Genomic DNA, 25,696 nt, shown 5'->3' on the forward strand with positions numbered 1-25,696 from the left:
GAATCATGCGCGTCAACAAATACATCAGCGAAGCCGGCCTCTGCTCGCGCCGCGAGGCGGACGAACTGCTGTTGGCAGGCCGCGTCACCATCAATGGTGAAGTCGTCACCACGGGCGCCAAGGCTTTAGAAGGTGACGAGGTGCGCGTGGATGGCGAGATCGTCCGCGCCCGCATCCTTGCCAGCACGCCAGCAACCAAACGTGCGATCTACATTGCGCTAAACAAGCCGGTCGGAATCACCTGCACCACCGATCAAAGCGTAAGCGGCAACATCGTCGATTTCGTCGACCATCAGGAACGCATCTTCCCGATCGGACGACTGGACAAGGACTCCGAAGGGCTGATCCTGTTGACCAGCAACGGCGACATCGTCAATGAGATTCTGCGCGCGGAAAACCATCACGAAAAGGAATATCTCGTCGCGGTGAACAAACCGGTTACCGATGAATTCCTCGCCGCCATGGCCAAAGGTGTTCGTATCCATGGCCAGATGACCAAGCCTTGCCGCACGCGCAAGATCGCCAAATTCGGCTTCGCCATCGTACTCACCCAGGGCCTGAACCGGCAGATTCGTTTGATGGCTGCTGAGTTCGGCTACCGCGTAACCCAGCTTCGCCGGGTACGTATCATCAACGTCAAGCTCGGCCACCTAAAAGCGGGCCAATGGCGCAACCTGACCGATGCGGAATTGAAAGGGCTGCTGCCCCATCGCACGCAATGGTAAGCCGTAGGTTGGGTAAGCCCCAACCTACAACGTCAATGCCGCTTGCGCAGCTGCACATCCTGCATCAACCAGGTCAGCACAAATGCTAGCGCCATGATGCTGGCGGCAATCACATACATCATGTGCAACGCGCCGCCGAAAGCCTGCAGATAAATGTGCCGCACCACTTCGGGCAGGTGGTGCACGCTGTCAGGCCCCATCGAGTGCGGCATCATCGTGTCGCGCGGCAAAGTGCTTTCCAACCGCGCATGCAGGCCGTTAGCGAATAGAGCACCGAACATGGCAACGCCGATGGAACCGCCAATGGAGCGGAACAGCGTCGCGCCAGACGTCGCCACGCCGATGTGCTTGAAGTGCACGCTGTTCTGCACGGCAAGAATCAGCACCTGCATCACCATGCCCAGCCCCAGGCCAAGAAGGCAGATGTACACGTAGAGATAACCCACCGGCGTATCGTTGCTGAGCGTGCCCAGCAAGCCCATAGCGACGAAGGCCAGCAGCGTGCCCACGATGGGAAAGACACGATAACGCCCGATGCGGCTGATGATGCGTCCGCTCGCAATGGAACTTGCCGTGATACCAACCATCATCGGCAGCAGTTGCATACCAGCTTCCGACGGCGTGGAATTCTTCACCACCTGCAGGTAGAGCGGCAGAAAGGTCATCGCGCCGAACATGGACATACCGACGATGAAACCGATCAGGCAACTCAGCAGAAAGGTTCTGTCTTTGAACAGATCCAGCGGAATGATCGGCTCGGACGCATGCCTTTCTTCATAGACGAAACCAACCAGCGCCACCAAACCGAATACCAGCGTGAACCACAGCTGCCCTGACGACCACGGCAGGATGATTCCACCTTGCGTGGTGAATAGCACGATGCAGGTCAGCGCGGTGGCAAGGAATGCGGCCCCCATGTAGTCGATCTCGTGCTTGACGTGCGCGGTGTGCGGCCTAAACACCGCCCCGATCACCAATAGCGCCAACACGCCAAGCGGCAAGTTGATGTAGAAGATCCAGCGCCAAGACAGATGTTCGACCAGAAAGCCGCCAAGCAGCGGCCCGACCACAGTCGCCAACCCGTAGATGGCGCCGAACATTCCCTGGAAGCGGCCGCGCTCGGCCGGCGGAATCACATCGCCGATCACCGCCATGGTCACCACCAGCAAGCCGCCGCCACCGAGGCCTTGCAGCGCACGCATCAGGATCAGTTCCGTCATGTTCTGCGCCAGGCCGCAAAGCGCCGAGCCGACCAGGAACAACACAATCGCCGCCTGCAGCACGATCTTCCGGCCAAACAGATCGCCGAGCTTGCCGTACAACGGCACCACGATGGTGGACGTGAGCAGATAGGCAGTAACAACCCAGGAAAGGCTTTCCAGACCACCCAGCTCGCCGACGATGGTGGGCAAAGCGGTGGATACGATGGTCTGGTCCAACGCAGCCAGAAGCATCACCAGCAGCAGTGCAGAGAACAGCAGGCGAACGGGCGGATGCTCGCGTTCCGGCGCAGGCGCGTGCGATGGCTGCATATCCCTTTCGGGACGTTCGGTATGGAGCGGAGAAACGGCGCTCATGGGTGACCCGGTAGAAATTAATTAATGACTTGATTAATATATAATGCACCGAGCAGTTCAGTCAACGAGACGCCTCAATGGCTACACGCCGCGCCGATAAATCTCCCCTAAGCACTCCGAAAGCCGCCAGCCGGCAGAAGGCTGCGACGCGCCGTCCAGGCCGCCCGTCCGGTTCGATCAACACAGTGGAGCAGCGTAATCGGCTGCTGGATACGGCCATGATGTTGTTCGCGCGGCAAGGTATTGCCGAGACCACACTTTCCGCTATCGCGCACGAAGCGGGGGTCACGCCGGCGATGGTGCACTACTACTTCAGCTCGCGTGATCAATTGCTGGATGCATTGATCGACGAACGTATCCAGCCGCGCCGCATCGCACTCAGCAAGGCTTTCGACGTGAACGCTGGCGATCCGGTGATGGTAATTACACAGTTGGCGGAACGTCTCATGCAAACCGCCACGGAGCATCCGTGGTTTCCGGGCTTATGGATGCACGAAGTGGTCAACGACAACGGCATGCTTCGACAACGTATCGTCGAACGGCATGGGCAAGCACATTTTCAGCACGCCATCGATTGCATCGCGCATTGGCAGGCGGAGGGAAAGCTCAATCCGCTTATCGAGCCCTCCTTGCTGTTCGTGTCAATGTTCGGCCTGATCGTGCTTCCGCTGGTCGCATCCAAGTCGCTGGGCAACAGTGTGATCAAACGAAAGCTCACGCCGCAAGACATTGCACGACACGCCGTGGCGATACTGTCGCACGGTATCGGTCCCGTTGCATCACGCGGCAAAAAGCGGTGATGCAAGGTCCAGATTCCATCGCTATTCATCGCATACACGCACAGAAAATTCAGACAACTCCGAATGGTGATATGGAGGAAAGCTGCGATCCTCTTCGCAACTTCCGTTTTGCATCTGGAGATTGGCAATGGAACTGCTCTGTTCGAAAAAGGCACCCGCTGCCTGCGTGCTTTTCGCTCTGCTTGGTTTAGCTGCCTTCCCCGCCTGCGCGAGCGATGGTTCGCCCTATCTCTTCGGTGACTGGAGCGGCGAACGCACACGCCTGGCGGACAAGGGCATCACTTTCGACCTCGGCTATACCGGCGAAGCCGCGCACAACGTCAGTGGCGGGAAGAAGCACCTTACGCGTTACGCCGATCAATGGGCGTTCGGCACCAAGCTGGATCTGGATAAGCTATGGGGCTGGAAAGGCAGTTCGTTCGAACTCGTGATCACCGAACGCAATGGTCGCAATCTCACCGCGGACGCCGGCCTCGGCAATTATCAGCAGGTGCAGGAAGTGTATGGCCGCGGCCAGACCTGGCATCTCACTGTCTTCGCGTTCGACCAGATGTTCTTCAACGGCAAGCTCGAGTGGCGCGTCGGCCGCCTTCCTGTTGGCTCGGACTTTGCTACGTTCTCCTGCGAATTCCAGAACCTCACGTTCTGTGGCTCTCAGCCGGGCAATATCGTAGGCGACTACTGGATCAACTGGCCGGTGAGCCAATGGGCGACATGGCTGAAGTGGAACACCACCGATCAGACCTACGTAAAACTCGGTGCCTACCAGCTCAATCCGCGCTACGTCGACGATACCTGGGCGCGTGCGAATGGCTGGAAGCTCGGCTTTCCGGGCGGCACGAAAGGCGCGTTGTTTCCGCTGGAATTCGGCTGGACCCCGACGCTTCGCGGCCTGCCAGGCAGTTACAAGCTCGGCGGCTGGTACAACAATGCCGGCGGTGCGAACCTCTATTACGACGTGAACCACGAACCGATCGCACTCACCGGCGAGGCGCCGCTGCAGGATCGTTCGCGTCACGGTAGCTACCTCACTCTCCAGCAGCAAGTCACCGGCGAAGCTGGCGGCAGTGGCCTCAACCTGTTCTTCAATGCAACGTTCGCGGATAGCAGAACATCACCGGTAGATCGGCAAATCGCGCTGGGCGCGATCTACAACGGCCCGTTCCAGCGCGCCAACGATCGCATTGGCGTTGCTGTCGGCACCACACACGGCAGCAATCATCTCGTCCGCTACGAGCGTCTCTATAACGAACTTCATCCGGACGCGTCCATCCCTGTCGAAAATCGCGGCGAATTCGCGACAGAAGTGTTCTACGACTGGCGGCCGATATCTTGGCTAAGCCTGCGGCCGAACCTCCAATACGTGGTGCACCCCGGCGGCAGCACCGTGAACAGCAACGCGTTCGTGCTTGGCCTGAAGAGCAGCATTGCGTTCTGAGTGACAGGGCCGTCGTTGCGACGGCCCTGCTTTCGCATCGTGCGTCCATGCACGCCTGTTCACTCGTTACTGCGCATTCAACTTGACCTCACCCACGACAAACGAAGTCTCGGCACCGTTTGTTCCTTTCTGCGTGCCGGTGAACTTCAGGGTGAAGGTCTTGCCGATCAGCGAGCTCACATTCACCGAATAGGCCGTGTATCCCGAATTGGCATTGAGGTTGGAATACGTCGCAAGCGTGGTGGTCGTACTGCCACTGATCGCCTGCACGGTCAGTTTGTCGATCGCCGTCGAGGAGCTCTGCGTGGTGTCGATGTGCAGTTCATAGGCCAACGTTGCAGTGGTATGTCCGGATGGAATGGTCACGGACTGCGACAAGGTATCCGTGTGCGCGGTGGTATAACCATCCAACCACATGAACCAGCTGCCGGTGTACGGGCTCTCGCCCGTGCAGTAATCCGCGCTGCTGCTACTGCTGCTGCAGAGCACGCCGGAGCTCGCCGTCCACGAGGTACCGTTGGTGAAGTCCGGATTGGCGATCACCTGCACCGACCCACCGCCGCTACTCACCGTTACCGACTTGCTGGCGCTGTTGGTTGCACCGGTGTTGTCGGTTACCTTCAGGGTTACGGTGTACGTACCAGCAGCCGTATAGGTATGGCTGGGACTGGCACTGGTCGAGGTACCGCCGTCACCGAAGGTCCACGAGTATGCGTTGATGGTGCCACCGCTATCCGTGGACGTGTTGGTGAAGTTCGCTGTCAGACCACTCACGCTGTCCGTGAAGCTGGCGGCAGGATTGCCACCCGTACCGCCACCACCGCCGCCTGCCAGGGTGCTGAACTGGCTGACGATCACGCTGCCCCAGCCAGTGGTGTAGTCCCAGCCGGTAGCAGCGTTTTCACCGCTGTTATTGCCCGAGGTTACGTCGTGGAACGCAGCGGCGTAGTTGCTGGACGACGACTGCGCAGCTTTGTACAGCACTGGCGCGGCAAAACCAAGGCTGGTGCCATTGGCTTGCAGCACGAGTCCCCACATGCCGGCCGCCAGTGGCGCGGCAAGGCTAGTGCCACCGATCTGCTGGTTGGCCTGGCCGTCCACAGTCACCAATGCACCGCTTACCGGGCTGGCGTCGAAGGCGATATCGGGTACGCCACGATGGCTCTGGTCGGTGATGCCCGCCACACCCTGCTGCCAGCTCGGGATGGGCTCGAAGGTGCTGGGGCTACCGCCGGTGGCACCCTCGTTCGAGCTGAGGTTATTCCACACCGTCTCTTCTGCCCATTGTGTGGTGCTGTTGGTGTACAGCTCGGTGCCGCCGACAGCCGTGACGTATTGCGAGCTAGCCGGCCAGCTTGGCGTGACGCCGCCGTTGCCGCATTCATCCGCGCCCGAATCACCGGAAGAAACAAAGAACGTCTGGCCTTGCGCAACGGCCGTCTTGAAGGTGGAGTCGTTCGAGGACGCGGCGCCGCTCGACTGAGCCGTCGTTTCGCATTCGCCCAGTGATACATCGATCGCCTTGAGCAGGTTGTCGGACACGACGTCGTTGTAAATGGTTTGCAGATCCGAATCGCTCAGCGAGTTGGCGTTGTAAAAGTAATACTGCGTCTGACCAGTCATGGCGAGGATATCTTGGCTGTCCAGATCCCATTCGCCGTCGCCACTGGTACTACTACCCGCGTTGGGTCCCTTGATCGTCACAGTCACATTCGGGTACGTCGACTGTAGGTCGCTCAGCACGTTGCTCAAGCTGCCTGAAGAAACCGAACCCACGATGGGAGAGGCGACGTTCGCCATGCTGCTCGCGCCGTAAATCGTCCGGAAATCGGACGGCTGATGGCCCACCGCCGACCCGGCCAGCGGATGCACGGTATTGCCATGTACCACGTTGGGATTGAGTCGCTTGGCGAAAACATGCGAGATATGCACGTTCTGCATACCGAGTACGGCGTTTACGCTGCCTTGCAGGTTAGCCGGAATCTGGACCGGGCTATTGTTGGCAAAGGCATCGCGACCGTCGTGCGTCTTTACGTGCACGAAGGTAGTGTTGAACGCGGCCTGCGCAGTATCCGCATGACCATCGGCCTGCACGAGAGCGTGATTCGGCGCGATCTGCACATTGGTAAAGCCGGCCTTGGTCAAATAGTCGGCTACCTGCTGCGCTTGCTGCGCCGTGGGTGCGTATTGCGCATTGAACTGCTCGGAGGTCAGCGGCTTGAAGCCGGGCTTGGCGATGTAACTGTCAAGCTGCTGTTCGTTGCGCAGCTTCAACGTAACTACTACATGCATCGGATGCGAAAACGCCAGAGGCCCCACGACTTGATCGCCGCTGTGCAAACTGACCGCGGGATGTAGCGCGACCATGGCGGCACTCGCCGCCGAAGCGATATTGCCGGCATCCGGCAGGGGTTTCGCTTCGACGTAGACGGTGTTGATTGCAACCAGACCCAAAGCAACAAACAGGGTCTTCAAACGAAAACGGCTATACATAAATCACTCCCCAGGAATGTTGAGGACGAGCGGACCCTATGAGGTCACGCGTACCTCATGACAGTGAAGTCGCGCACACGCGCGACGCCGTTTGGAACAATGGACCGCCTGCGATTCCTCGAGCACCGGCGTGCTGCTGCTCCCCCTGAGCTCCCATTGCGGGCAGTGCCGATTGCAGCGCTCGAACGATACGTCCCCAAATATCCAGCATCGTCATGGAATCATTCGCCACTCGATTCCTTGTGGCGAATAGGTTCGAAAGTATCCAGCGAAAAATTCTGCGTCAAGCAAACGGCGTGGAACTGCTTCGCAAAAACATGCACACGCGAAATTCACGATGACCGATATGCTTTTTCTATCGCATGAACTTGTCTATACGCGCAGCGAACGTATCAAACGCACTCTGGGGTGCGGCTGCAAACCCTACTGGAACTGGCGAGCGGACACTGCGGTGTACGCACGCGATCGCTCTATTACGCAATATCTTCCGAACTAGTCGATTCAGCGATATACGGGAACGATCGCGCCGAGCATTTGCGTAAGCCCGCAGCAAGACTAAGTAGTTATTCGTGCACTGTGGCTTCACGTTTGCACGATCCAATAAACGCAAACGCTCGAACACTTCAGTGAATGGCATGACTACAAGCATGAATGCCCGCTAACACAGCGATTCAATGATCGATGCGAACACCGAGTTCGGCGAGCCGGCGCAGTCCATCCGGCGTCGGCAACAAGGCGCGATTGCGCGGGGCGCGGCGCAACCAGCCGGCATCGAGCATGGCGCTGGTAATGGCCACGCCAAGCGGTCCGCCAAGATGCAGGCGGCGCTCGGTCCAATCCAGACAGCCGCGCCCGCGCAGATGCAACAACTGCTGTGTCGATGCCACCTGCCAACCAGCCTGCGTTAACGCATCCGCCGCAACGGGAAGCAGGCACATGCCTTCGCTTTCCGCACGCAGCCAACCGCGTTGCAGCCATGCGTCGCATAGCGCGACGCCCAACTGTCCGGCCAGGTGGCGATAACACGTACGCGCGCGGCATAAAGTCAGATCACGCGGAGCGGTTTTTGGCGCGACACGCGTTGCATGAGGCAGCGCCATCGATTCCAACCACGCCGCTACGTCGTCACTGGCCAGCCGGAAGTAGCGATGGCGCCCCTGTTCGTGCAGGGCCAGCAAGCCGCCATCCAGCAAGCGCTTCAGATGCGCGCTGGCAGTGGCGGCGCTCACGCCCGCGATATCCGCCAGCTCACCTGCGGGACGCATGGTGCCATCCATCAGCGCAAGCAGGATCGCCGCGCGTGCCGGTTCTGCCAGCAAGGCACCGAGTTCGGCCAGCTGATAACGGTTGAGGGGGCTGGCTTCACTCATGACCACAGTCTAGCCATCGTGCGCCATCAACGTTTCGTTGACGCTCGAAGCGTGCGCGAGGGGTTGCGCTTCGTCTTGGGCGGCGGAGCGGCCTTGACGTAGTCGATCAGTGCCGCGGCAAGATGGTCACACAACGCACGCATCAACACGCTGCGACGCAGATCCTCATGCATCACCACCCAGACATCCATATGCAGCTCGAAGCTGTCGGCGAGCACGCGCATCAAGGCCGGGTCGCGCTGCGCGATGCCGACCTGGCAGATGCCGATGCCGTAGCCGGAACGCAGTGCGGCCATCGCTGCCAGATCGTTATCCGTGCGCAGCGCGAAGTGCTCGCGTGCATAAGGCAAGCCTGCCGGCCGCATGCTGCGGATGTACGGTGTTTCATGGTCAAAGCCGATCAGCGCGTGGGCAGCCAGGTCCGCGATCGTCGCCGGTTGGCCATGTGCCTTCAGATAACGCTTGTGCGCGTACATGCCGAGGGCGATCTTGCCCACCTGCCGTGCCACCAAGGCATCCTGCGTGGGACGAGCCATGCGGATGGCGATATCGGCGTCACGGCGCAGCAGGTTTTCCATCTGACTCGACAGCGACAACTCGATCACCACGCCCGGCTGCTGCTGCCGGAACGCCGTGAGCATGGGCGGCAGAACTTCCACGCCGATCACCTCGCTGGCGGCGACACGCACCACGCCGGACATCGTGTCCTGCCTTGTACTCGCCGCGCGCCGCAAGGCGGCCGATGCCGAGGCCATCGCCTGGGCATGTGGCAGCAAGGCGTGCGCCAGGTCGGTGGGCGACAAGCCCTGCGGCGAACGGGCAAACAGCGATACGCCCAGTACTTCTTCCAGCTCGCGGATATGCCGCCCCAGGCTGGGCTGAGTCATGCCCAGCATGCGCGCGGCGCCGGATAGGCTCCCTTCCCGCATCACCGCGAGGAAAGAGCGGTACAACTCCCAGCCGGGGTCTTGGATAGCCATGCATATTTGTATAGCAGATCAACATCATTAGGCAATTTTCTTTTGAGCTGGCCGCGACCAGACTTCGCTCATTCCCACGGAGGTCGAAGTCATGCGTACATCTCAAACAGCATTGGTGATCGGCGCCAACGGCGGCATCGGCCGCGAAACCTGCCTGGCTTTGAAGCGGCACGGCTGGCAGGTGCGCGCCTTGGTACGGCACCTACCCGCGGAACAGCACGGCATTACCTGGATCCAGGGCGATGCCATGCAGCTTGCCGATGTGCTCGCCGCCGCCAGCGGCGTGGACGTGATCGTGCACGCGGTGAATCCACCCGGCTATCGCCAATGGGACACGCTGGTGATGCCGATGCTGGATAACACTATCGAAGCCGCCAAGGCAGCGCGGGCGCGTGTCGTGCTACCCGGCACCATCTACAACTTCGGCCCCGATGCATTTCCGCTGCTGCGCGAGGACTCGCCGCAACATCCGCATACGCGCAAAGGCGAAATCCGTGCAGAGATGGAACGCCGCCTGGCCGAAGCAGCGCGTGCCGGCGTACGCACGCTGATCCTGCGCTGCGGCGATTTCTTCGGGCCGCAACCAGGCAACAATTGGTTCGCGCAAGGTCTGCTCAGTGCCGGCAAGCCGGTGAAGACGATTCGCTATCCCGCTGACTATGCGCATTGCCATGCATGGGCCTATCTGCCCGACGTCGCGGAAACGATCGCCCGCCTGCTCGAACGCGAGCATGACTTGGCCGTCTTCGATGTATTCCACTTCGGTGGCTATTGGCTGGACGGTTATGCGATGGCCGATGCGGTGCGCGGCGTCGCCAACGATCCGCGCATCGCCCTGCGCCATTTTCCTTGGTGGTTGACGGCGTTGGTGGCGCCGTTCGTGGAAACACTGCGGGAGATGCGCAAGATGCGGTATCTGTGGAAGACGCCGATTCAACTTGATGATGCCAAGCTGGTGGCGTTTTTGGGTGGAAGACCTTATACGCCATTGGATGAAGCGTTGCGTGCGGCGTTGGTGGGGCTTGGGTGTATCGGGATGAAGAGCAAGCTTCGTGAAGAGGCTTTGCGATAGCGGTGACTCACCCCTTCCCTGTTTATTCGCACGGATATCTACACGATTAGTTTGAAGCCAAAAATCGCCTTGTCGTCATTCCGGCGAAGGCCGGAATCCAGTCTAAATACGCGTCCGAAGGACACCACACCTTTAATGTTGAGTGCTTCGCACAACGTCTTTGAACTGGATTCCGGCCTTCGCCGGAATGACGGTAACGCAAGATTAGATACGCCAAACGATGCGGTAGAGAAAGCGTATGCTTTCACGTCCCTCGCGGTTTCGCCCGATGTGTCGGCGTCGCCGTCCACGGATCATCCGGCCAGGGATGCTTGGGATAGCGCCCTTTCAATTCCTTTTTCACTTCAGGATACGTGCGTTCCCAGAAGCCGTGTAGATCCTGCGTCACCTGAATCGGACGTCCCGCGGGCGAGAGCAGATGAAGCGTGACCGGAATGCGTCCGCCTGCCACGCGCGGTGTATCGGCCAGTCCGAACAACTCCTGCAGTCTCACCGCCAGCACCGGCGGCTCGCCGGGATTGTATTCGAGACGACGTGTCTGGCCACTGGGCACAGTCAAGCTGTCGGGTACCTGTGCATCCAAATGCTTGCGCTGCTCGTAATCGAACATCGTGGCCAGCGCCTGCGAAAGTTCGTCTTCCGACAGCGCATCGAGCTTGCGTTTGGTCTGCAGATACGGGCCGAGCCAGTCTTCCAGGGTTTCCAGCAAGTGCGCATCGGAGACGTCGGGCAATGCCAGTTCCGGCATCCATGCGCGCAGCGATTGCATGCGCAGGCGCAGACGGCGAGCGGATTCGCTCCATGGCAACGCATCGAGCCCGCGTTGACGGACCGCCGCAAGCAAGGCCGGCACCGCATCTTCGGGTTGTACGGGAACGCTGCGGCGCTCAAGCACGATTGCACCGAAGCGGCGTTCCTCGAAGGCTTCCACGGCGGCACGCTCTTCATTCCAGCGCACATTGCGCACGCGCTGGAACTGCTCGGGATAATCTTCTTCCAGCACACGCGGATCGAGCGGCGCCGCGGCAAGCATCAGGCTGTCGCGTGCTTCATGCCGCAGGTCCAGTGCAATCAGCCAGGGTTCGCCCAGCAATGCAGTCTGATCGTGCAGACGCGCGCCGCGTCCGTTGGCCAACGTGTAGCGCAGCGGATTGTTTTCATCCTGGCGCGCAATGCGATCAGGAAAGGCATGCAACAGCAGATCGCCCACCGCGTGACTGTGCGGCACGCCGCTGGCCGCGCTGCGCACACTCAAGCGCTGGCGCCAGCCTTTGCTGGCCTGTTCAATCGCCGCCAAGGCGCCCGCATCCGCACCGTGGCTGAAACCCGTGGCGCTGCGCCGATCGCGCCAGACATGCAGCGCAGCAACACGAACACGAAAGTCATCGCTGCGCGCTTGCTCGCCACGCAGCGGTGAGCGCGCTTCCATCAGCGCAAGCAAATCGGCCACCAGCGCATGCAGGGTTTCCGGTGCGCGCAGCGCTGCCGCGCCAAGACGTGGTGTGGCGCCGAGCTCCAGCATGCGACGGCCCAACACGGTGATGCGCTGTTGTGCGTCGAGCGCTCCCAGGCGGATTAGCAGTTCGCGTGCTTGCGCCAAGGCGCCGTTCGGCGGCGGATCGAGCCATGGCAGCTCCGCGCTGCCCCACGCCGCCAATTCCAGCGCGAGCCCCGACAATTCCGCCTGCATGATTTCCGCGGTACGCGAAGCATCCAGCCGACGGCTCTGTGGCCATAACCGGTAAGCGGTGCCTTCTGCCACGCGACCGGCGCGACCGGTGCGTTGATCGGCCGATGCCTGCGAGATGTTCACGGTTTCCAGGCGCGTGAACCCGGAGTTCGGATCGAAACGTGGCTCGCGAGCAAGCCCGGCGTCGATCACCGCGCGAATGCCAGGAAGCGTCACGCTGGACTCGGCCACGTTGGTGGCCAACACGATGCGGCGCATACCCGCTTCCGCCGGCGCTAGCGCAAACTGCTGTTCGGTCAGCGAAAGTTCGCCGTGCAGTGCGACCACTTCCAGATCGTCCCGCTGCAGCGCTTGCATCATGCCCTGCACGCGCGCGATTTCGCGGCGACCGGGGAGAAACGCGAGTACGTCGCCGTCATTTTCTTCCAGCGCTTGTCGTGCAACACGCACCAAATGCTGCTCCACACTTTCCTGCGTGCGCGCAGGTGGATACTCGACACGCACCGGAAAGCTGCGCCCGGGGCTGCTGATGCGCGGCGCATCCAGCCATTGCGCGATGCGTTCGCCATCGAGCGTGGCGGACATCACCAGGATGCGCAGATCGGGCCGCAACGTATGTTGAATATCCAGCGCTAATGCGGCGCCCAGATCGCCCGCAAGGTGACGCTCGTGGAATTCGTCGAACAGGATCGCACCGATGCCGGTGAGTTCGGGATCGTCCTGGATCAGGCGTGTGAGAATGCCTTCCGTCACCACTTCAATGCGCGTGGCCGCACTGGCTCTCGATTCGAACCGGATGCGATAACCCACCGTCTGCCCGACTTGCTCGCCAAGCTGCTGCGCCATGAACTGCGCAGCTGCGCGCGCGGCGATGCGGCGCGGTTCCAACATCACGATCTTCTTGCCTTCGAGCCAGGCTTCGTTGCGCAACGCCAGCGGCACTTGAGTGGTTTTACCTGCGCCGGGAGGGGCTTCCAGCACCAAGCGTGCGCACTCATTCAGTGACGCGCCAATACGAACCAATAATGGGGTGATCGGAAAAGAAGGCTCATTCATTTACCGCATTCTAAACCATTAATTCAAAATCGTAACATCCAAATAACTTAATTATGAAAACCTTAAGTTGCAAGGCCATTTTTCGTCATTTGAGCTGGATCATTGGTGACTCAACGATCCAGCTCGCCTTCATAACTTACTGGGACCTTGTAATGACCCATTGCTTAGTTGGTACGGAGTTACTACTGCAGTTGAAATTTGAAATCTCGTTAATAATATACCATCCAGCCGGGACGAAGTTGGGCGAACATAAAGCTAAAGTTGTTCCGACAGGCTTATCAAAGTAACTTTCGAAGACATACGCTATCATCGGATGCCCGACACTTCCACACGAAGCCCTGTTCGCTAAAGCAACCCAAACATAACCATCAGGCGGCACAAGATCGCAAGAAGTAAGCTGATATTGAGGTGTAATATCCGGAGAACCCACCGAATTCTGCTGTTGTGCAGCAGCAGGCAGCGCGCATCCCAAAAATGCTAAAGATGCAATCCAGAGAAATACTTTTCCTTTAAGTGATTTCATTTGACACCGTCCTTTTTTTCTTAACTTGGCCATAGCCGTCTTAATCAAATATAGATTTGTTTAAACGGCATAATTCGACACGAAAAACACGCATCGAAACTGGATATTATTTTTTGCGCGTATTTTTTTAATTAAAAAAACAGATTGTTATTGTTATTACCAATGACTCTTACAATAAAGAAAGAAAAGACGTACAGAAAATATATTCATATTTGCATGGATGTGTTTTTGTGAGTAAAAAACTCCCCAAATACTCAGAAGAGTACAGACGCCAATAGCGATAGGGGATGGCGAGGCGTTCATGCGCCAGGCCTCCGCATTTTCCCATCGGGCTTGCTACTAACTTGCCGTCATCCCCGCGAAAGAGTACCGCTGTCCGGGGAAAATTTCGCTGGTCGGAAAAGGTGCGAATCGCAACAGTTGTTCTGTGCCATGGCGTGATGCAGAGACGCTAGTGAGGGCTCGGGCGGGGCGCTCACCGCTTGCGTAGACCGTTAACGTCGCGCTCTGTTAGTACCCTCACCCTCAATCCCTCTCCCGGAGGAGAGGGGCTTATTCATCACTCGACGTTGCTCTGCAAGGAACACAACTTTTCCCGGACGACAGCGCGCGAGAGCGAGAATGACAGCGGCAAACGGTGAGGCATCGGAAAAGTGTGTAGATACCTCTCTGTATTCACTCACTTCGTCGCCGATGGAACTGGACGGCCACGCAATGGCGCCAGCGACTCGAACTTCTCCTGATACTCGTCGGTGACCTGCTTGGCTTCGTCGCTGTTGGTGATCACGCGTGGGGTGATCAGCACGATTAGTTCAGTGCGGGTCTTGTTCTTACCCGTTGAACCGAACAGCTTGCCCAGAATGGGAATGTCGCTGAGCCACGGAACGCCACTGGTGGAATTGGTGTCCTTCTGTTGAATCAAGCCGCCAAGCAGAACGGTCTGACCATTCTGTACACCGAGTTGAGTGGCGACCTGACGTTGGGAAATTGTGTAATTACCCTGCGAATTCTGCGCACCCGTGGAGCTGACCTGCTGATCGATGTTGAGATAGATGAAGCCGCCCGGATTTACGCGTGGCTGCACGTCCAGAATGATGCCGGTAGGGATGTATTGCACTTCACCCACGGTAGTTCCCGTGCCCGTACCCAGACCGGTGTAGTAGGTTTGGTTGACCGGCACCTGATCACCCACCTGAATATGCGCCACCTGGTTGTTGAGCACGACCAGCGAAGGAGCTGACAGCGTCTTGGTATTGCCGCTGCTTTCCAGCGCGTTGACGGCTACCTGGAATTTTCCATTCGAACTCAGGAAGGAATAGAAGAACGGCTGGCCGTTATACGTATTGGTCGAGTTGGTGCCAGCGCCGCCACCAAGCGCGATCATACGATGCGCATAGGGATTACCCGGTGTATAGCCGCCACTGCTGTTGGTGGTGGTGCCAGCCAGCCCCTGCAAATACCATTGCACACCATATTCGAGGTCACCCGTCAGATCCACCTCGAACACGCGCGTCTCGATCTGCACCTGCAGCGGTGGCGTATCGAGCTGCCTGATCACACCGAGCATCTCCTGCCACTGCGCCGGACGCGCACGCACCAGCAACTGGTTGTTGCCGCTAACCGAGCCGATGCGGATGCTGCCGTCCTTGGAGCTGTAGCCCTGATCCTGGTTCTGCGCATTGGCCAGGCCGCCGTTCATGCCGACGCCGCTGACCCCCGTGCCACCACCGGTGCCGCCGATGCCGCCAGTGCTCGACGAAGACGAGCCCAAACCGCCGCTTGAATACGGCGAACTGCTGCCCGTGGTGCCTGTGCCGCCCAGGCCGCTGGAAAGCCCGTTCGAGCCGGTGGTAGAACTGCCGAAACTACCCGCCGTGCTGCCAATGCCGCTTGAGTTGCCGCTGGCGTTGTTGCCGACACCGAGCGTGGTGGCGCCGCCCGCACCGGGCGCGACGCTGCCGCCGCGATCGCTGGAGCCGCCACCGCTATCGGTGTAGATCTGCGCCAGATAATGCGCCAGATCTGCCGCACCGATGTTGCGCACGTCGTACACGTAGAGCTGTGGTTCGTTGCCACCGCCCAGATCGATCTTGGCGATCCAGTCGCCGATTTCGTTGAGGTAGCTCGGCTGCGTGCTGATCACCACCAGCGCGTTGGTACGCTTGATCGGAATGAAGCGAAACATGCCGGCCAGCGGTGTGTCGCCCTTCGTGCCGAACATGCCGTCGAGCTGCGGCATCAGGTCTTCCACCGTGGCGTGCTGCAGATTGAATACGCCCACCGACATGCCGCGCAACCAGTCCACGTCGAAGGTGCGGATGGTGCGGTTGTAGTTGTCCAGTTCGTCGGGTGTGCCGGATACCACGATCACATTACGCGAGTTGTCGACCAGCAGGATCGAATCGGCACGCGCGAACGGCTTCAGCAGCTTCTGCATCTGGTCGGCTGCGATGTAGTGCAGCGGGAACAGCCGCGCCTGCAGACCCCCAGCCGGTGCCACCGCGCCCAGGCTCGGCGCCACGTTGCCGGCCACGGCGTCTTTCTCCGGCATCACGACGTAGCGGCCGTCGGTTTTCACCAGAGCGTTGTGCGTCCACGACAGCAGCGTTTCCAGGATCGGCATGGCCTGGCTGCTGTCCACCGGTTCGGAAGTGGAGAAGGAGATGTTGCCCTGCACGCCTGGCACGATGGTGTAGTTCTCGTGCAGGAGATCACCCAGGATCGCCTTCACCACCGCCTGCACTGGCTGGTTTTCGAAGTTGAAGGTGACCGCGCCGGCGCCCGAGGCGGGACGATGTGGCGTGGCAAGCCCAGTCGGTCGCACGAACTCTCCGGTGCCGGGCTTGATGCTAGCCACGGCCGGTGCCGCCTGCGTGTTGCTGAGATTGGTGTTCAGCGGCTGCGGTTGCGGCGCGGCCTTTTCCGTGCCGGCGACGGCTTCGCGTTCCAGATCGTGGTTGTCGGGTGGCACCAGCGGCCTGTTGGCCGCGCAGCCGCTCAGGAAGACCGCCAACGCGATCGCGCCGATGCGCAAGCCGTAGCGTGAGTAGGATTGCATGCGCGAGTGTGACATGTATCAGTGTTCTCCCTGATTCCCTGTTTGCTGCTGGGAACGCTGCTTAAGAATGGCAGCTCTGAGTTTCTGCAATCGTTCCGCCTGCGCGTCGTTCGCTGGCGGTGGTGGCGGCGGCACGGGCTGCATCATCACACCCTGCCTGCCGTTGCCCGGCGCGGGCGTTCCTGGACCTGGCCCTGGCTCCGGGCCATTCATCGGTATCGGTGCTTGCTGCGCGTTCGGTGCCGACTGCTGCTGATCTATAGGAGCACCGGCAGGCAGCTTCAGTTCCGTGCGCCCGCTGGGCGAAGCAAAAATGGCCGAACGTGGTAATACCTGGACCAGCTTCCAATTGCTGTCGGGCAAGATCGAGCCTTCGCGTACGCTCACCTGTTTGTCGTCGTCGCCCTTGCTGTTGACGGGGCCGAGCAGCGCCATGTGCAGCGATGATGTGAGGATGATGCCGGTGAGTTGCAGATCGCCCAGGCTGACGCCTTCGTTGCCACCGCCGGCGGTAACGATCGGCTTGCGATCCGCGCTGAACAGCGGGTGGTCCCAGGTTTGCGCATAGCTTGGCAGCGGCGGCGGCATGGGCAGCGTTACGGCGTGCACAGCCGGAAGCGGCGGCACCGGGCGCGGCGGATCCCAGCTCACGCCACGTCCCGCCCCGAACAGCAGCGAGAGCAACACCACGCCGAGCACGGCCACGACGACACCAGCGACAGGGGTCAGACGGCGTTGGGCGGCGGCGTTCATTCGTCGTCCCCTCCCGGCGCCTGTGTCGTCGGTCCCGGCAGATTCGCCGATGACGCGCCCTGCGCACTGGATGCGCGCACGTAACCGGCCAGCGTGAACTGCACTTCCAGCGGAGCGACATTCTTCTGCGCGTTCACCAGCGGGTTGCGGTACACGCTGAAGTCCTGCACGAACAGGTACGGCTTGCCTTTCTCGAGCGTGTACAGCAGTCCTACCAGCGGCTGCATGTCGCAATGCAGGCTGATGCTGACGACGACTTTCTGATACGGATCGTTCGGCGTGCCGCCCGGATTGTTCACCGGCATCTTCTGGCTGACTTCGCAGCTACCTTCCTGCGAGTGTGCGGCCGCCGCATCCACGACGCGTTGCATCAGCGCGGCGGATGCGGCGTTCGGATCGGTCTCCGGCAGGAAAGTGCTGCTGTCGGTCTGGGCGTGGCCGAGTTCTTCAATGCGTTTGAGCAGCTGCGGCTTTTCGGCGATGGCGGCGGCGTAACGGCTTTGCGTGTCGCGCAGATCGCTCATCTGGCTGTCGACATCGCGCAATGGCGCCACAAACCACCAGTGCAGCAGCAGAAAATACGCCAGTACCAACATCAGCAGCAGCAAGCCGATCGCCGCGATGCGACTTTCCGCCGGTTTCATGGGCCTCATCTTCACTGCGCTCATTGCGCTGCCCCCTTGGTGCTGCTTGCAGAGGCAGGCTTGCCGGACGTCGGATTGCGCAACTGCGCATCCATGTAGAAGCGTTCCTTGTTGGTGGCCGGATCGCGCTGGATCACGCCCTGGAAATTCGCGCCGGTGAGCATCTTGCTGCTCTGCAAGATGTCGATCAGCGAGGACGCCTTCGCGCTCTGACCCTGAATGCCGACGCGGCCGCTGCTGTCGACGGTGAAGCGTTCCAGCCAGGTGTCGTCCGGAATGCGTGCGGTAAGGTCCTGCAGCACGTCGACGACGGCCACCGAATCGGTCTTGCGCTTGGCCAGGAAACCAGCCGCGCCGGTGCTTTCTTCCAGCTGCTTGCGCAGCTGCCCGATCTTCTGCGCATCGGCGCGCATGTCATCGACCTGCGTCTGCATGGCCGCCAGCGCTTCCTGGCGGTTGTGCAGGTATTGCCCAAAACACAACACCAGCAACAGCCCGGCGGCAACCGCCAGCGCGAGATTGAGCCGGCGCCGCGGATCGCGATGTGCACGCGCCATCTCCGGCGGCAGCAGGTTCACACCAAGGCGCGCGGTGCCGTCGCACAGATCCACCGCATCGATGGCGATGCCGGCATTGCGCAGATGTTCGAGGTTGGCATCCACGGCCGCGCGCGGCGCGACTACCAGTTCCGCGGCGATGCGGCCGGCCGGCGCTGGGCCAGGCACTTCGCGCAGGTCGTAGTACACCTGGTCGACGCGGAAGGGCGTTTGCCGATCCATTTCGAAGGTGCCGATCTGGCGCAGGTTGTCGCGTGCCGCTTCGGGCAGCAGCAGACGCCGGCGCAGTACGGCCTCTTGCGGGAGGCACAAGGCAAGCCGAAGATCCTGGCGATCCACATCGGCCACCGCCGCGTTCAACAGCGCCTGCTGCTCGGGCGCATCGAGCGCATCGTTCCAGGGCGCGGACGTTTGCGACTGGCCACTGCGCCGCACGGACCATTGGCCGTCCTGGTGGTGCAGCAGGCACCATACGTTGCCGCCGCTGAAAAAAACCTGCCAGCGCGCCGGTAGCAAGGCGCGCAGTTCGCTCCACCACCAGGCCAAGAAGCCCGGCAGGGGCGAGCCGCGCCATGCACGACGTGCGCGATCAAGCTGCGGTCGCAGTGTCTGCGTAGCGGAATTCACTCCCCTTCTCCCTCCTGCCAGCGCAGCACCGCATAAGCCTGCGAGCCGGGCCGATATCCTTGCAAGCGTACCGTGACGCGCAATATCTCGCGCGTGCCATCGGCAAGCTCGGCCTCTGAACGAATACTATGCGTGATGCCATTGTTGGCGACCAGCCCTGGCGCGGTGCTGGCACCCGCCGCCGCCGGACGCGCGGCGATGATGGCAGCAGCATGTTGCAAGTCCATGCCAGGCACCGAGGCTAGCGCAAGCAAGGGCGCTGTATTTGGATCGGGACTGGCCCGGCCTGACCAGATCGTGACGTAGGGCGCAACTTTCGCATACAGCTCGGGCGTCATACCCAGCACCATCTGCAATTCTTCCACGCTGGCGAACGGGCCGTTGCGCGGACCGTAATCGCGGCCGGCGGCGGTGTAAGCGGCGTTGCGCTGCGCGATCTGCTGCGGCGAAATGGGAAAACTGCGCCAATCGATGATCGCCTGCGTGATCTCGCTCGCATGCACCGCATCGACGCCCGCATTGCGGAGCAGACTGGTCAGCACGTCGGGCGAAGAAGCATTGAGATCCACCTTGCCGCTTTCGGCGGTGATCGATACACCGACCTTGGCCTGTTCGTACTGCACTGGATACATGCGCCCATCGGCGATCCAGCGGTCGTTGATGTTAGGCGCCTGCAGCGCGTAGATCGCGCGCATCACGCCGGCTTCAGCCGCGTAGTGCGCACGCGCCTGCTGGAATTGGTAAGTCGCCTGCAAACCTTCTGTGTGAGCCAAGATCGCGTAGCCGCCGAGCAGGATGGCGAGCAAGGTACACGCCCACATCACCACCAATAGGGCGACGCCGCGCTGCTTGCGTCCAAGCGTACGCATCATGGCCCGACTCCCGGACCGCGCAAACCGCGCAGCAAATTGCCCGGCCCCTGTAGCGCCGCAGCATTCACGCGCAGCGGCACGCTCAGCATCGGCCACGCGCGATCATGCGCGAGTGCGAGCTTGATCGTGACCAGGTTCGGCATGGTGGCAGGTGCGTTCCAGTCGTTCTGCCAGTCCATCGGCTGGCCTTGCTGGTTGACGCCGCGATAGACGAAGCTGCCGTCGATCACGTCGTCCACCAACACCTGCGGATCACCCAGCGGCTTGGGTGCACTGCCATTCGGTGGCAGCACGGCAAGGCTCGCCACCAGTTGCTTGCCGTGCTCACCCTTGACCAGTTTCACTTCGATCAGCTGCGGCCCCATGCGTCCAAGGTAGCCAGGCAGCGGCGCGACGAAACGCATCGAATCAGCCGTGCCGACGAAGAAGATGCCGTTGCCGTCCTTGTCCATGCCCATGGACTGCGCCATCGCCTGCGCCAGTTCACGACGCAGAAACTGCTGCGCGGAACGCACTTCGTCGATCTGCTCGATTTTCACCGAGCCCGCTTGCACTGTATGTGTGGCCGAACGCACGCCGGAGTACACGCCGAGCAACAGCAGTGCGAGCAGCGCCATAGCGCCGAGGACTTCGAGCAGGGTGAAGCCGGCAGCGCGCTTCATGACCCCGTCCCGCCGCCAATCCGCAACGTACTGAAATGCGCCTTGCGCTCGAATGGCGCCGAACCCCAGATCACATCCAGATCGAGCTTGTACATGCGAAACGCATACGGCGTGCCCGGCGGTGCAGTGTTCGGCACCGCCCATGGCGTGACCTGCATGCGCCAGCGATAGCGGTTGTCGAAATTGCCTTGCGTCATGCCGGGCTGCACCGCTTCCAGCACGAAACTTGAATCGAGTTTCGAACGCGCCCACAAAGCGGCCTGTGTATAGTCGGACGCATTCTGCGAAAGCCGGATCGAGCCGCCCGCCACTTCCATCAGCGCGCCGAAGGCGATCGCCAGCAGCATGATGGCGGCGATCATCTCCAGCAGGCTGAAGCCGCGTGCATGGCGGAGCGACGCATTCACGAGTGCTTGGCCGTGTCGAAGATGCTGATGGCACCGGTCAGCCAGGATACGTTGACGTGCCATTCACGCTGACCGCTGCGCAGCGTAATGCGGCCGCCCGTGGAACTGCCATCGGGAAAGAAGCGGATGCGCGCGATTTCGCCGCCAGATTGATCGCTCGCGGCGCTGGTCACCGATAACTCAAGCCCTTTTGGCAAGCGCACGTCGCGCTTGTCCGCGCCACGATAGATTTCGGCGCGCGTATCCAATTCAAATAGACGCTGCTCGCCATGCACGATCGCCTGCGTGCGCGTGGCGCGTAACGACGCTGCAAGTTCGCTGGCCGCCGCGTTGACGCGCGCGCTGGCCAGGCCATGCGCCACCGAGATCGACACCGCCGCCGCCGCGATGCCGATCAGGATGATGACGGCGAGCATTTCGAGCAGGGTGAAGCCTTGCAGGGAACGGGGAACAGGGGGCGGGGAACGTGAGGCAATACGATTCGTTGCGCTCTCCCGCGGAACAGGCGCGGAAGAACAAGAGACAGCGCGCTGCAGCGCACCACCTCGTTCTCCGTTACCTGTTCCCCGTTCCCGATTCATCACTGCCAGTTCCCTACATCCGCGTCGTAACCCTCGCCACCGGGTTTACCGTCGCGCCCATAGAAAATCAGGTCGTAATTGCCGTGCTCACCTGGGTACTTGTAGCCGAAGTCATGGCCCCACGGATCCTTGAGCTGTGAGGGCTTCACATACGGCCCTTGCCAGTTGTTGGCATTGGAGGGCTTGTTGACCAGATCCGTTATCTGCGCGGGTGGCGAGCCGTTGTCCAAGGCATAGGAATCGATAGCCTGGCTCAAGGTGGTGAGCTGCGCCTTACCAGCGCCGTACTTGCCCTTGTCCACGCTGCTCCCGACCTGGCGCACCACGATGGCGCCGACGATGCCGATCAGCACGATCACGGCCAGCATTTCCAGCAAGGTGAAACCGGCACTGCGGTGCGGGAGGCGCAACTGCCGCGTGCGTGGATATCTGTACTGCATAGGTTGGTTTCTCCGTTTCGAAGCGTGAAATAAAGAGCTATGTAGTTCGGACAACGCCGATCACTGGATGTTGCTGGTAAGGCTGAGCAGCGGCAGCAGAATGGCTGCCATGATGATGGCCACAAAGAACGTCATCACGATGGTAAGCGTGGGTACCAGCGCGGCCAGCAGGCGGTCGATCGAGCGGCGGCTTTCCAGTTCGAAGGTGTCGGCCACTTTCAGCAGCATGGTGTCGAGCTGCCCGGCCTCCTCACCCACCTGCACCATCTGGATGGCGAGTCGCGGAAAGCGTTGCGATTGTCCCAGCGCGAGGCTCAGGCCATTACCACCCTTGACCATCTCGGTGGCCTGCACCAGCGATTCGTCCAGCGCACGGTTGGACGTGACCATGCGCGCGATGCTTAGCGCGGATAGCAGCGGCACACCGTTCTTCACCAGCGTGCCCAGCGTGCGCGCGAGTCGCGCGGTTTCCACTTTCAGCACCAGCGGACCGACCAGGCGTATCTTCAACAGGCGTTCGTGCCAGGCGAGTCGCAATGCTGGATCGCGCATCCGCGCGCGCCACACCAACACGCCGCCAATCAGGATCACCAGAATCAGCCACCACCAATTCTGCAGCGTGGTGCCCAACGCGAGCACGGCGCGAGTGATGAAGGGAATCGGCACCTGCATGTCCTGGAAGATCGGCACGAACTGCGGTACCACATAGGTGAGCAGCAGAAGCAGCGAACCGAATACGCCGACCATCAGGAACGCCGGATAGATCAGCGCATTGATGATGCTGCCGCGCAGCTCCTGCGTGCGTTCGAGATAATCGGCAAGACGGCGCAGCGTATCTTCCAGTGAACCGCCCACTTCGCCCGCACGCACCAGCGCGATATAGAGCTTGGGGAACACGCCGTGCTCTTCGTCCAGCGCCTGCGACAGCGGTGTGCCGCCACGCACACGATCGCGTACGCGTTCGATCAGTTTCTTGGCGTGTTCGCCCTCGGGCAGGTCCATCAGAATGCCGAGCGCGCGATCCAGCGGTTGTCCCGCACCCAGCAATGTGGCGAGCTGATGCGTGAACTGCGCCAGCTGATCGCCATTGAAAGGACCGCGCTTGAACAAGCCGGCTAAACCGCCGCTGCCGCCACCGGCATCGGCCGGCTTGGCTTCCAGCGGTGTGTGGCCTTGGTCCTGCAGGCGCACGATCACTTCGTCAAGGCTCGTCGCCTCCATCTGCCCCTGCACGATTTCGCCGGAGGCGCTGACGGCGCGGTAGCGGAATTGGCTCATGGGTGCTGGAGGCCGGGAACGGGGAACGGGGAACGGGGAACGTCAGCACCTCGCACGCGATGAAGTGAACAGTAACGACCAGAGAAAGCAATGGAGCGGGAAACGCAAAGCACACGGGGCGTTTGCATGTCCCCGTTCCCCGTTCCCCGTTCCCCGCTCTCAACCCTCCTGCGTAACACGCAACACCTCCTCAATGGTGGTGATGCCCGCCACAGCCTTGGCGATGCCATCCTCGTACATCGTGCGCATGCCTTCGACGCGGGCCTGGCGCTCGATTTCACCGGCATCGGCGCGCTGCATCACCAGACGGCGCAGCGCATCGCTCATCACCAGGAATTCCATGATGGCGCGGCGGCCACGGTAGCCGGTGGGATTGGTCGTGCTGGTGCCGGGCTTCCATAGGCGGATCGGCCGTTCGTTGGTGTATTTCTCCAGCTCGAATTCCTTGACGACTTCCGGCGGCGCTTCGTAAGCAATCGCGGTTTCCGGATCAAGCCGGCGCACCAGGCGCTGCGCAAGAATGCCGTTGACGGTGGAGCCGAGCAGATAATCTTCCACGCCCATGTCGAGTAGACGCGTGACGCCGCCGGACGCGCTGTTGGTATGCAGCGTGGACAGCACCAAGTGACCGGTGAGCGCGGACTGGATTGCGATGCGGCAGGTTTCCAGGTCGCGCATTTCGCCGATCATGATCACGTCTGGATCCTGACGCATGATCGAGCGCAATGCATTGGCGAAGTCCAGGCCGATCTGCGGCTTGACCTGGATCTGATTGATACCTTCGAGCTGGTATTCCACCGGATCTTCCACGGTGATGATCTTCACGCCTGGCGTATTGATCTTCGACAGCGCGGTGTAGAGTGTGGTGGTTTTACCGGAACCCGTCGGGCCGGTTACCAGCAGAATGCCGTGCGGGCGTTCCAACACATCGATGAAGCGCTTCTGGAAGTGATCGGTAAAGCCCAGCGAGGCGAAATCGAACACCACCGTTTCGCGATCGAGAATACGCATCACCACCGATTCGCCGAAGCTGGTGGGCACGGTGGATACGCGCAGATCCAATTCCTTGCCCTGCACGCGCAATTGGATACGACCATCTTGCGGCAGGCGTCGCTCGGCAATGTTGAGCTTGGCCATGATCTTCACGCGGCTGATCACCGCGGCGGTGGAGCTGGATGGCGGCGCCTCCACTTCGTGCAGCACGCCGTCGATGCGGTAGCGCACTTTCAGGCGATTCTCGAACGGCTCGATGTGCACGTCGGAGGCGCGCTGTTCTACCGCGCGCTGCAGGATCAGGTTCACCAAGCGAATCACGGGCGCTTCGGAAGCCAGATCGCGCAGATGCTCCACGTCGTCTTCTTCTGCCGCACTGCCGTCGAGGTTTTCCACGATGGTGCCCATCGCGGAACGGCCCTGGCCGTAGTAGCGCTCGATCAGGTCATCGATTTCCGAGCGCACGCCGATGCACAGCGCCACCGGTTTGCCCGAGGCGAGTTGCACCGCGTGCAAAGGATAAGGATCGGCCGGATCGGCGACGAGGAGGGTGAGACCGTCCTCGCCCACACGCACCGGTACGACGTGCTGCTGCTTGAGAAAGCGCACGGACACGTCGAAATCGGCCGGGGGCATGTCCGGCGCATCGCGCGCGGCTAGCAGGGGCGCATGCAAGCGCTCTGACCAGGCTTCGGCGAGGTCACGCTCGGACACCAGCCCCAGTCGGGCGAGCAAGGTCGTAAGCGTACCCTCCGGCGCCTCCTCATGCAGCCGCTTGGCGCGCGCCAGATCGTTGTCTTTCAGGCGGCCGCGTGCGACCAGCAGTGCGCACACTGCCGCTTCATGGTCTTCCGTGGCCTCTATCGTCCCGAGGGACGCCGGCTTCAAGGCTGCCGACATGGTTTCCACCCCATTGGTCGCTATAACTGCTCAATACTTCTGCTTGCCTGGCACCCCTGTCCGCCAAGCTGGTCACTCCCATTGGTAACACATACCTAAAGCGACTGGCGAGCCTCGCCGCCGCATACTGCCCACCCGTTCATGCTGTGGTGAGTCGAAGTCTTCGGAAAACGTGAAAGCCGTGCACATGGATCAGACCG

At 60.9% G+C, this 25,696-nt stretch carries 21 protein-coding genes; 4 read left to right on the plus strand and 17 right to left on the minus strand.

Annotated features, from left to right (window positions below; all coding sequences use genetic code 11):
• The first annotated feature begins 5 nt into the window (after positions 1–5).
• Positions 6–725, plus strand: coding sequence for a pseudouridine synthase (locus ISP18_RS15480; protein WP_380013849.1), 720 nt, complete (start codon positions 6–8; stop codon positions 723–725).
• 32 nt (positions 726–757) lie between these two features.
• On the opposite strand, the gene ISP18_RS15485 is transcribed toward ISP18_RS15480, so the two are convergent.
• On the minus strand, positions 758–2,257 hold the full coding sequence (locus ISP18_RS15485; protein WP_380013852.1) for an MDR family MFS transporter: 1,500 nt from the start codon (positions 2,255–2,257) through the stop codon (positions 758–760).
• Between the two features lie 122 nt (positions 2,258–2,379).
• Here ISP18_RS15485 and ISP18_RS15490 point away from each other — a divergent pair, with 122 nt between their 5' ends.
• Positions 2,380–3,102, plus strand: a complete 723-nt coding sequence (locus ISP18_RS15490; protein WP_380013855.1) for a TetR/AcrR family transcriptional regulator — start codon at positions 2,380–2,382, stop codon at positions 3,100–3,102.
• A 127-nt stretch (positions 3,103–3,229) separates the two neighbouring features.
• Positions 3,230–4,540 carry a carbohydrate porin gene (locus ISP18_RS15495; protein ID WP_380013858.1) on the plus strand — a complete coding sequence of 437 codons (1,311 nt, stop codon included), beginning with the start codon at positions 3,230–3,232 and terminating at the stop codon, positions 4,538–4,540.
• 66 nt (positions 4,541–4,606) lie between these two features.
• Here the strand turns inward: ISP18_RS15495 and ISP18_RS15500 are convergent, their stop codons facing one another.
• From ISP18_RS15500 to ISP18_RS15510, 3 genes are all read right to left on the minus strand, one after another.
• Positions 4,607–7,033 (minus strand): protease pro-enzyme activation domain-containing protein, encoded by a 2,427-nt coding sequence (locus ISP18_RS15500; RefSeq protein WP_380013861.1) that lies wholly within the window; start codon positions 7,031–7,033, stop codon positions 4,607–4,609.
• Positions 7,034–7,704: 671 nt separating this feature from the next.
• Positions 7,705–8,403 (minus strand): ArsR/SmtB family transcription factor, encoded by a 699-nt coding sequence (locus tag ISP18_RS15505; RefSeq protein ID WP_380013864.1) that lies wholly within the window; start codon positions 8,401–8,403, stop codon positions 7,705–7,707.
• Positions 8,404–8,429: 26 nt separating this feature from the next.
• Positions 8,430–9,383, minus strand: coding sequence for a LysR family transcriptional regulator (locus tag ISP18_RS15510; RefSeq protein WP_380013867.1), 954 nt, complete (start codon positions 9,381–9,383; stop codon positions 8,430–8,432).
• A gap of 91 nt (positions 9,384–9,474) precedes the next feature.
• On the opposite strand from ISP18_RS15510, the gene ISP18_RS15515 reads away from it, so the two are divergent.
• Positions 9,475–10,455: an NAD-dependent epimerase/dehydratase family protein gene (locus ISP18_RS15515; RefSeq protein ID WP_380013870.1), complete on the plus strand. Its 981-nt coding sequence runs from the start codon at positions 9,475–9,477 to the stop codon at positions 10,453–10,455.
• A 244-nt stretch (positions 10,456–10,699) separates the two neighbouring features.
• On the opposite strand, the gene hrpB is transcribed toward ISP18_RS15515, so the two are convergent.
• From hrpB to gspE, 13 genes are all read right to left on the minus strand, one after another.
• Positions 10,700–13,201 carry an ATP-dependent helicase HrpB gene (gene hrpB, locus ISP18_RS15520; RefSeq protein ID WP_380013873.1) on the minus strand — a complete coding sequence of 834 codons (2,502 nt, stop codon included), beginning with the start codon at positions 13,199–13,201 and terminating at the stop codon, positions 10,700–10,702.
• Positions 13,202–13,337: 136 nt separating this feature from the next.
• Positions 13,338–13,724 (minus strand): hypothetical protein, encoded by a 387-nt coding sequence (locus ISP18_RS15525; protein WP_380013876.1) that lies wholly within the window; start codon positions 13,722–13,724, stop codon positions 13,338–13,340.
• A 679-nt stretch (positions 13,725–14,403) separates the two neighbouring features.
• A complete protein-coding gene (gspD, locus tag ISP18_RS15530; RefSeq protein WP_380013879.1) occupies positions 14,404–16,797 on the minus strand; it encodes a type II secretion system secretin GspD in 2,394 nt (797 codons plus the stop codon).
• 3 nt (positions 16,798–16,800) lie between these two features.
• Positions 16,801–17,535 carry a hypothetical protein gene (locus ISP18_RS15535; RefSeq protein WP_380013882.1) on the minus strand — a complete coding sequence of 245 codons (735 nt, stop codon included), beginning with the start codon at positions 17,533–17,535 and terminating at the stop codon, positions 16,801–16,803.
• Positions 17,532–18,179: a type II secretion system protein GspM gene (gene gspM, locus ISP18_RS15540; protein ID WP_380013885.1), complete on the minus strand. Its 648-nt coding sequence runs from the start codon at positions 18,177–18,179 to the stop codon at positions 17,532–17,534. The genes ISP18_RS15535 and gspM overlap by 4 nt, the downstream gene beginning before the upstream one ends.
• Before the next feature lie 20 nt (positions 18,180–18,199).
• Positions 18,200–19,363, minus strand: a complete 1,164-nt coding sequence (locus tag ISP18_RS15545; RefSeq protein WP_380013888.1) for a PilN domain-containing protein — start codon at positions 19,361–19,363, stop codon at positions 18,200–18,202.
• Positions 19,360–20,235, minus strand: a complete 876-nt coding sequence (locus ISP18_RS15550) for a type II secretion system minor pseudopilin (protein ID WP_380013891.1) — start codon at positions 20,233–20,235, stop codon at positions 19,360–19,362. Before ISP18_RS15550 ends, ISP18_RS15545 begins: the two co-directional genes overlap by 4 nt.
• Positions 20,232–20,897, minus strand: coding sequence for a prepilin-type N-terminal cleavage/methylation domain-containing protein (locus ISP18_RS15555; protein ID WP_380013894.1), 666 nt, complete (start codon positions 20,895–20,897; stop codon positions 20,232–20,234). The genes ISP18_RS15550 and ISP18_RS15555 overlap by 4 nt, the downstream gene beginning before the upstream one ends.
• The gene (locus ISP18_RS15560) at positions 20,894–21,304 is read right to left on the minus strand and encodes a type IV pilus modification PilV family protein (protein ID WP_380013897.1); all 411 of its coding nucleotides are present in this window, start codon (positions 21,302–21,304) and stop codon (positions 20,894–20,896) included. The genes ISP18_RS15555 and ISP18_RS15560 overlap by 4 nt, the downstream gene beginning before the upstream one ends.
• Positions 21,301–21,744 carry a GspH/FimT family pseudopilin gene (locus ISP18_RS15565; RefSeq protein ID WP_380015869.1) on the minus strand — a complete coding sequence of 148 codons (444 nt, stop codon included), beginning with the start codon at positions 21,742–21,744 and terminating at the stop codon, positions 21,301–21,303. Before ISP18_RS15565 ends, ISP18_RS15560 begins: the two co-directional genes overlap by 4 nt.
• Before the next feature lie 140 nt (positions 21,745–21,884).
• The gene (gene gspG / locus ISP18_RS15570) at positions 21,885–22,325 is read right to left on the minus strand and encodes a type II secretion system major pseudopilin GspG (RefSeq protein WP_380013900.1); all 441 of its coding nucleotides are present in this window, start codon (positions 22,323–22,325) and stop codon (positions 21,885–21,887) included.
• 60 nt (positions 22,326–22,385) lie between these two features.
• Positions 22,386–23,603 (minus strand): type II secretion system inner membrane protein GspF, encoded by a 1,218-nt coding sequence (gene gspF, locus ISP18_RS15575; RefSeq protein WP_380013903.1) that lies wholly within the window; start codon positions 23,601–23,603, stop codon positions 22,386–22,388.
• Between the two features lie 159 nt (positions 23,604–23,762).
• Entirely contained in the window at positions 23,763–25,496 is a 1,734-nt protein-coding gene (gene gspE, locus ISP18_RS15580; protein WP_380013906.1) for a type II secretion system ATPase GspE, read from the minus strand.
• Positions 25,497–25,696 lie beyond the last annotated feature (200 nt).

It is taken from the genome of Dyella humi (genome assembly GCF_044904605.1).
Classification (GTDB): Bacteria; Pseudomonadota; Gammaproteobacteria; order Xanthomonadales; family Rhodanobacteraceae; genus Dyella_B; species Dyella_B humi.

Coding starts and splice junctions, on each gene's coding strand:
- gspD (WP_380013879.1), bottom strand. CDS start 16,797: ATGTCACACTCGCGCATGCAATCCTACTCACGCTACGGCTTGCGCATC.
- ISP18_RS15525 (WP_380013876.1), bottom strand. CDS start 13,724: ATGAAATCACTTAAAGGAAAAGTATTTCTCTGGATTGCATCTTTAGCA.
- gspF (WP_380013903.1), bottom strand. CDS start 23,603: ATGAGCCAATTCCGCTACCGCGCCGTCAGCGCCTCCGGCGAAATCGTG.
- ISP18_RS15515 (WP_380013870.1), top strand. CDS start 9,475: ATGCGTACATCTCAAACAGCATTGGTGATCGGCGCCAACGGCGGCATC.
- ISP18_RS15535 (WP_380013882.1), bottom strand. CDS start 17,535: ATGAACGCCGCCGCCCAACGCCGTCTGACCCCTGTCGCTGGTGTCGTC.
- ISP18_RS15495 (WP_380013858.1), top strand. CDS start 3,230: ATGGAACTGCTCTGTTCGAAAAAGGCACCCGCTGCCTGCGTGCTTTTC.
- ISP18_RS15550 (WP_380013891.1), bottom strand. CDS start 20,235: ATGATGCGTACGCTTGGACGCAAGCAGCGCGGCGTCGCCCTATTGGTG.
- ISP18_RS15490 (WP_380013855.1), top strand. CDS start 2,380: ATGGCTACACGCCGCGCCGATAAATCTCCCCTAAGCACTCCGAAAGCC.
- ISP18_RS15510 (WP_380013867.1), bottom strand. CDS start 9,383: ATGGCTATCCAAGACCCCGGCTGGGAGTTGTACCGCTCTTTCCTCGCG.
- ISP18_RS15555 (WP_380013894.1), bottom strand. CDS start 20,897: ATGAAGCGCGCTGCCGGCTTCACCCTGCTCGAAGTCCTCGGCGCTATG.
- gspE (WP_380013906.1), bottom strand. CDS start 25,496: ATGTCGGCAGCCTTGAAGCCGGCGTCCCTCGGGACGATAGAGGCCACG.
- ISP18_RS15480 (WP_380013849.1), top strand. CDS start 6: ATGCGCGTCAACAAATACATCAGCGAAGCCGGCCTCTGCTCGCGCCGC.
- ISP18_RS15505 (WP_380013864.1), bottom strand. CDS start 8,403: ATGAGTGAAGCCAGCCCCCTCAACCGTTATCAGCTGGCCGAACTCGGT.
- gspG (WP_380013900.1), bottom strand. CDS start 22,325: ATGCAGTACAGATATCCACGCACGCGGCAGTTGCGCCTCCCGCACCGC.
- ISP18_RS15485 (WP_380013852.1), bottom strand. CDS start 2,257: ATGCAGCCATCGCACGCGCCTGCGCCGGAACGCGAGCATCCGCCCGTT.
- gspM (WP_380013885.1), bottom strand. CDS start 18,179: ATGAAACCGGCGGAAAGTCGCATCGCGGCGATCGGCTTGCTGCTGCTG.
- ISP18_RS15500 (WP_380013861.1), bottom strand. CDS start 7,033: ATGTATAGCCGTTTTCGTTTGAAGACCCTGTTTGTTGCTTTGGGTCTG.
- hrpB (WP_380013873.1), bottom strand. CDS start 13,201: ATGAATGAGCCTTCTTTTCCGATCACCCCATTATTGGTTCGTATTGGC.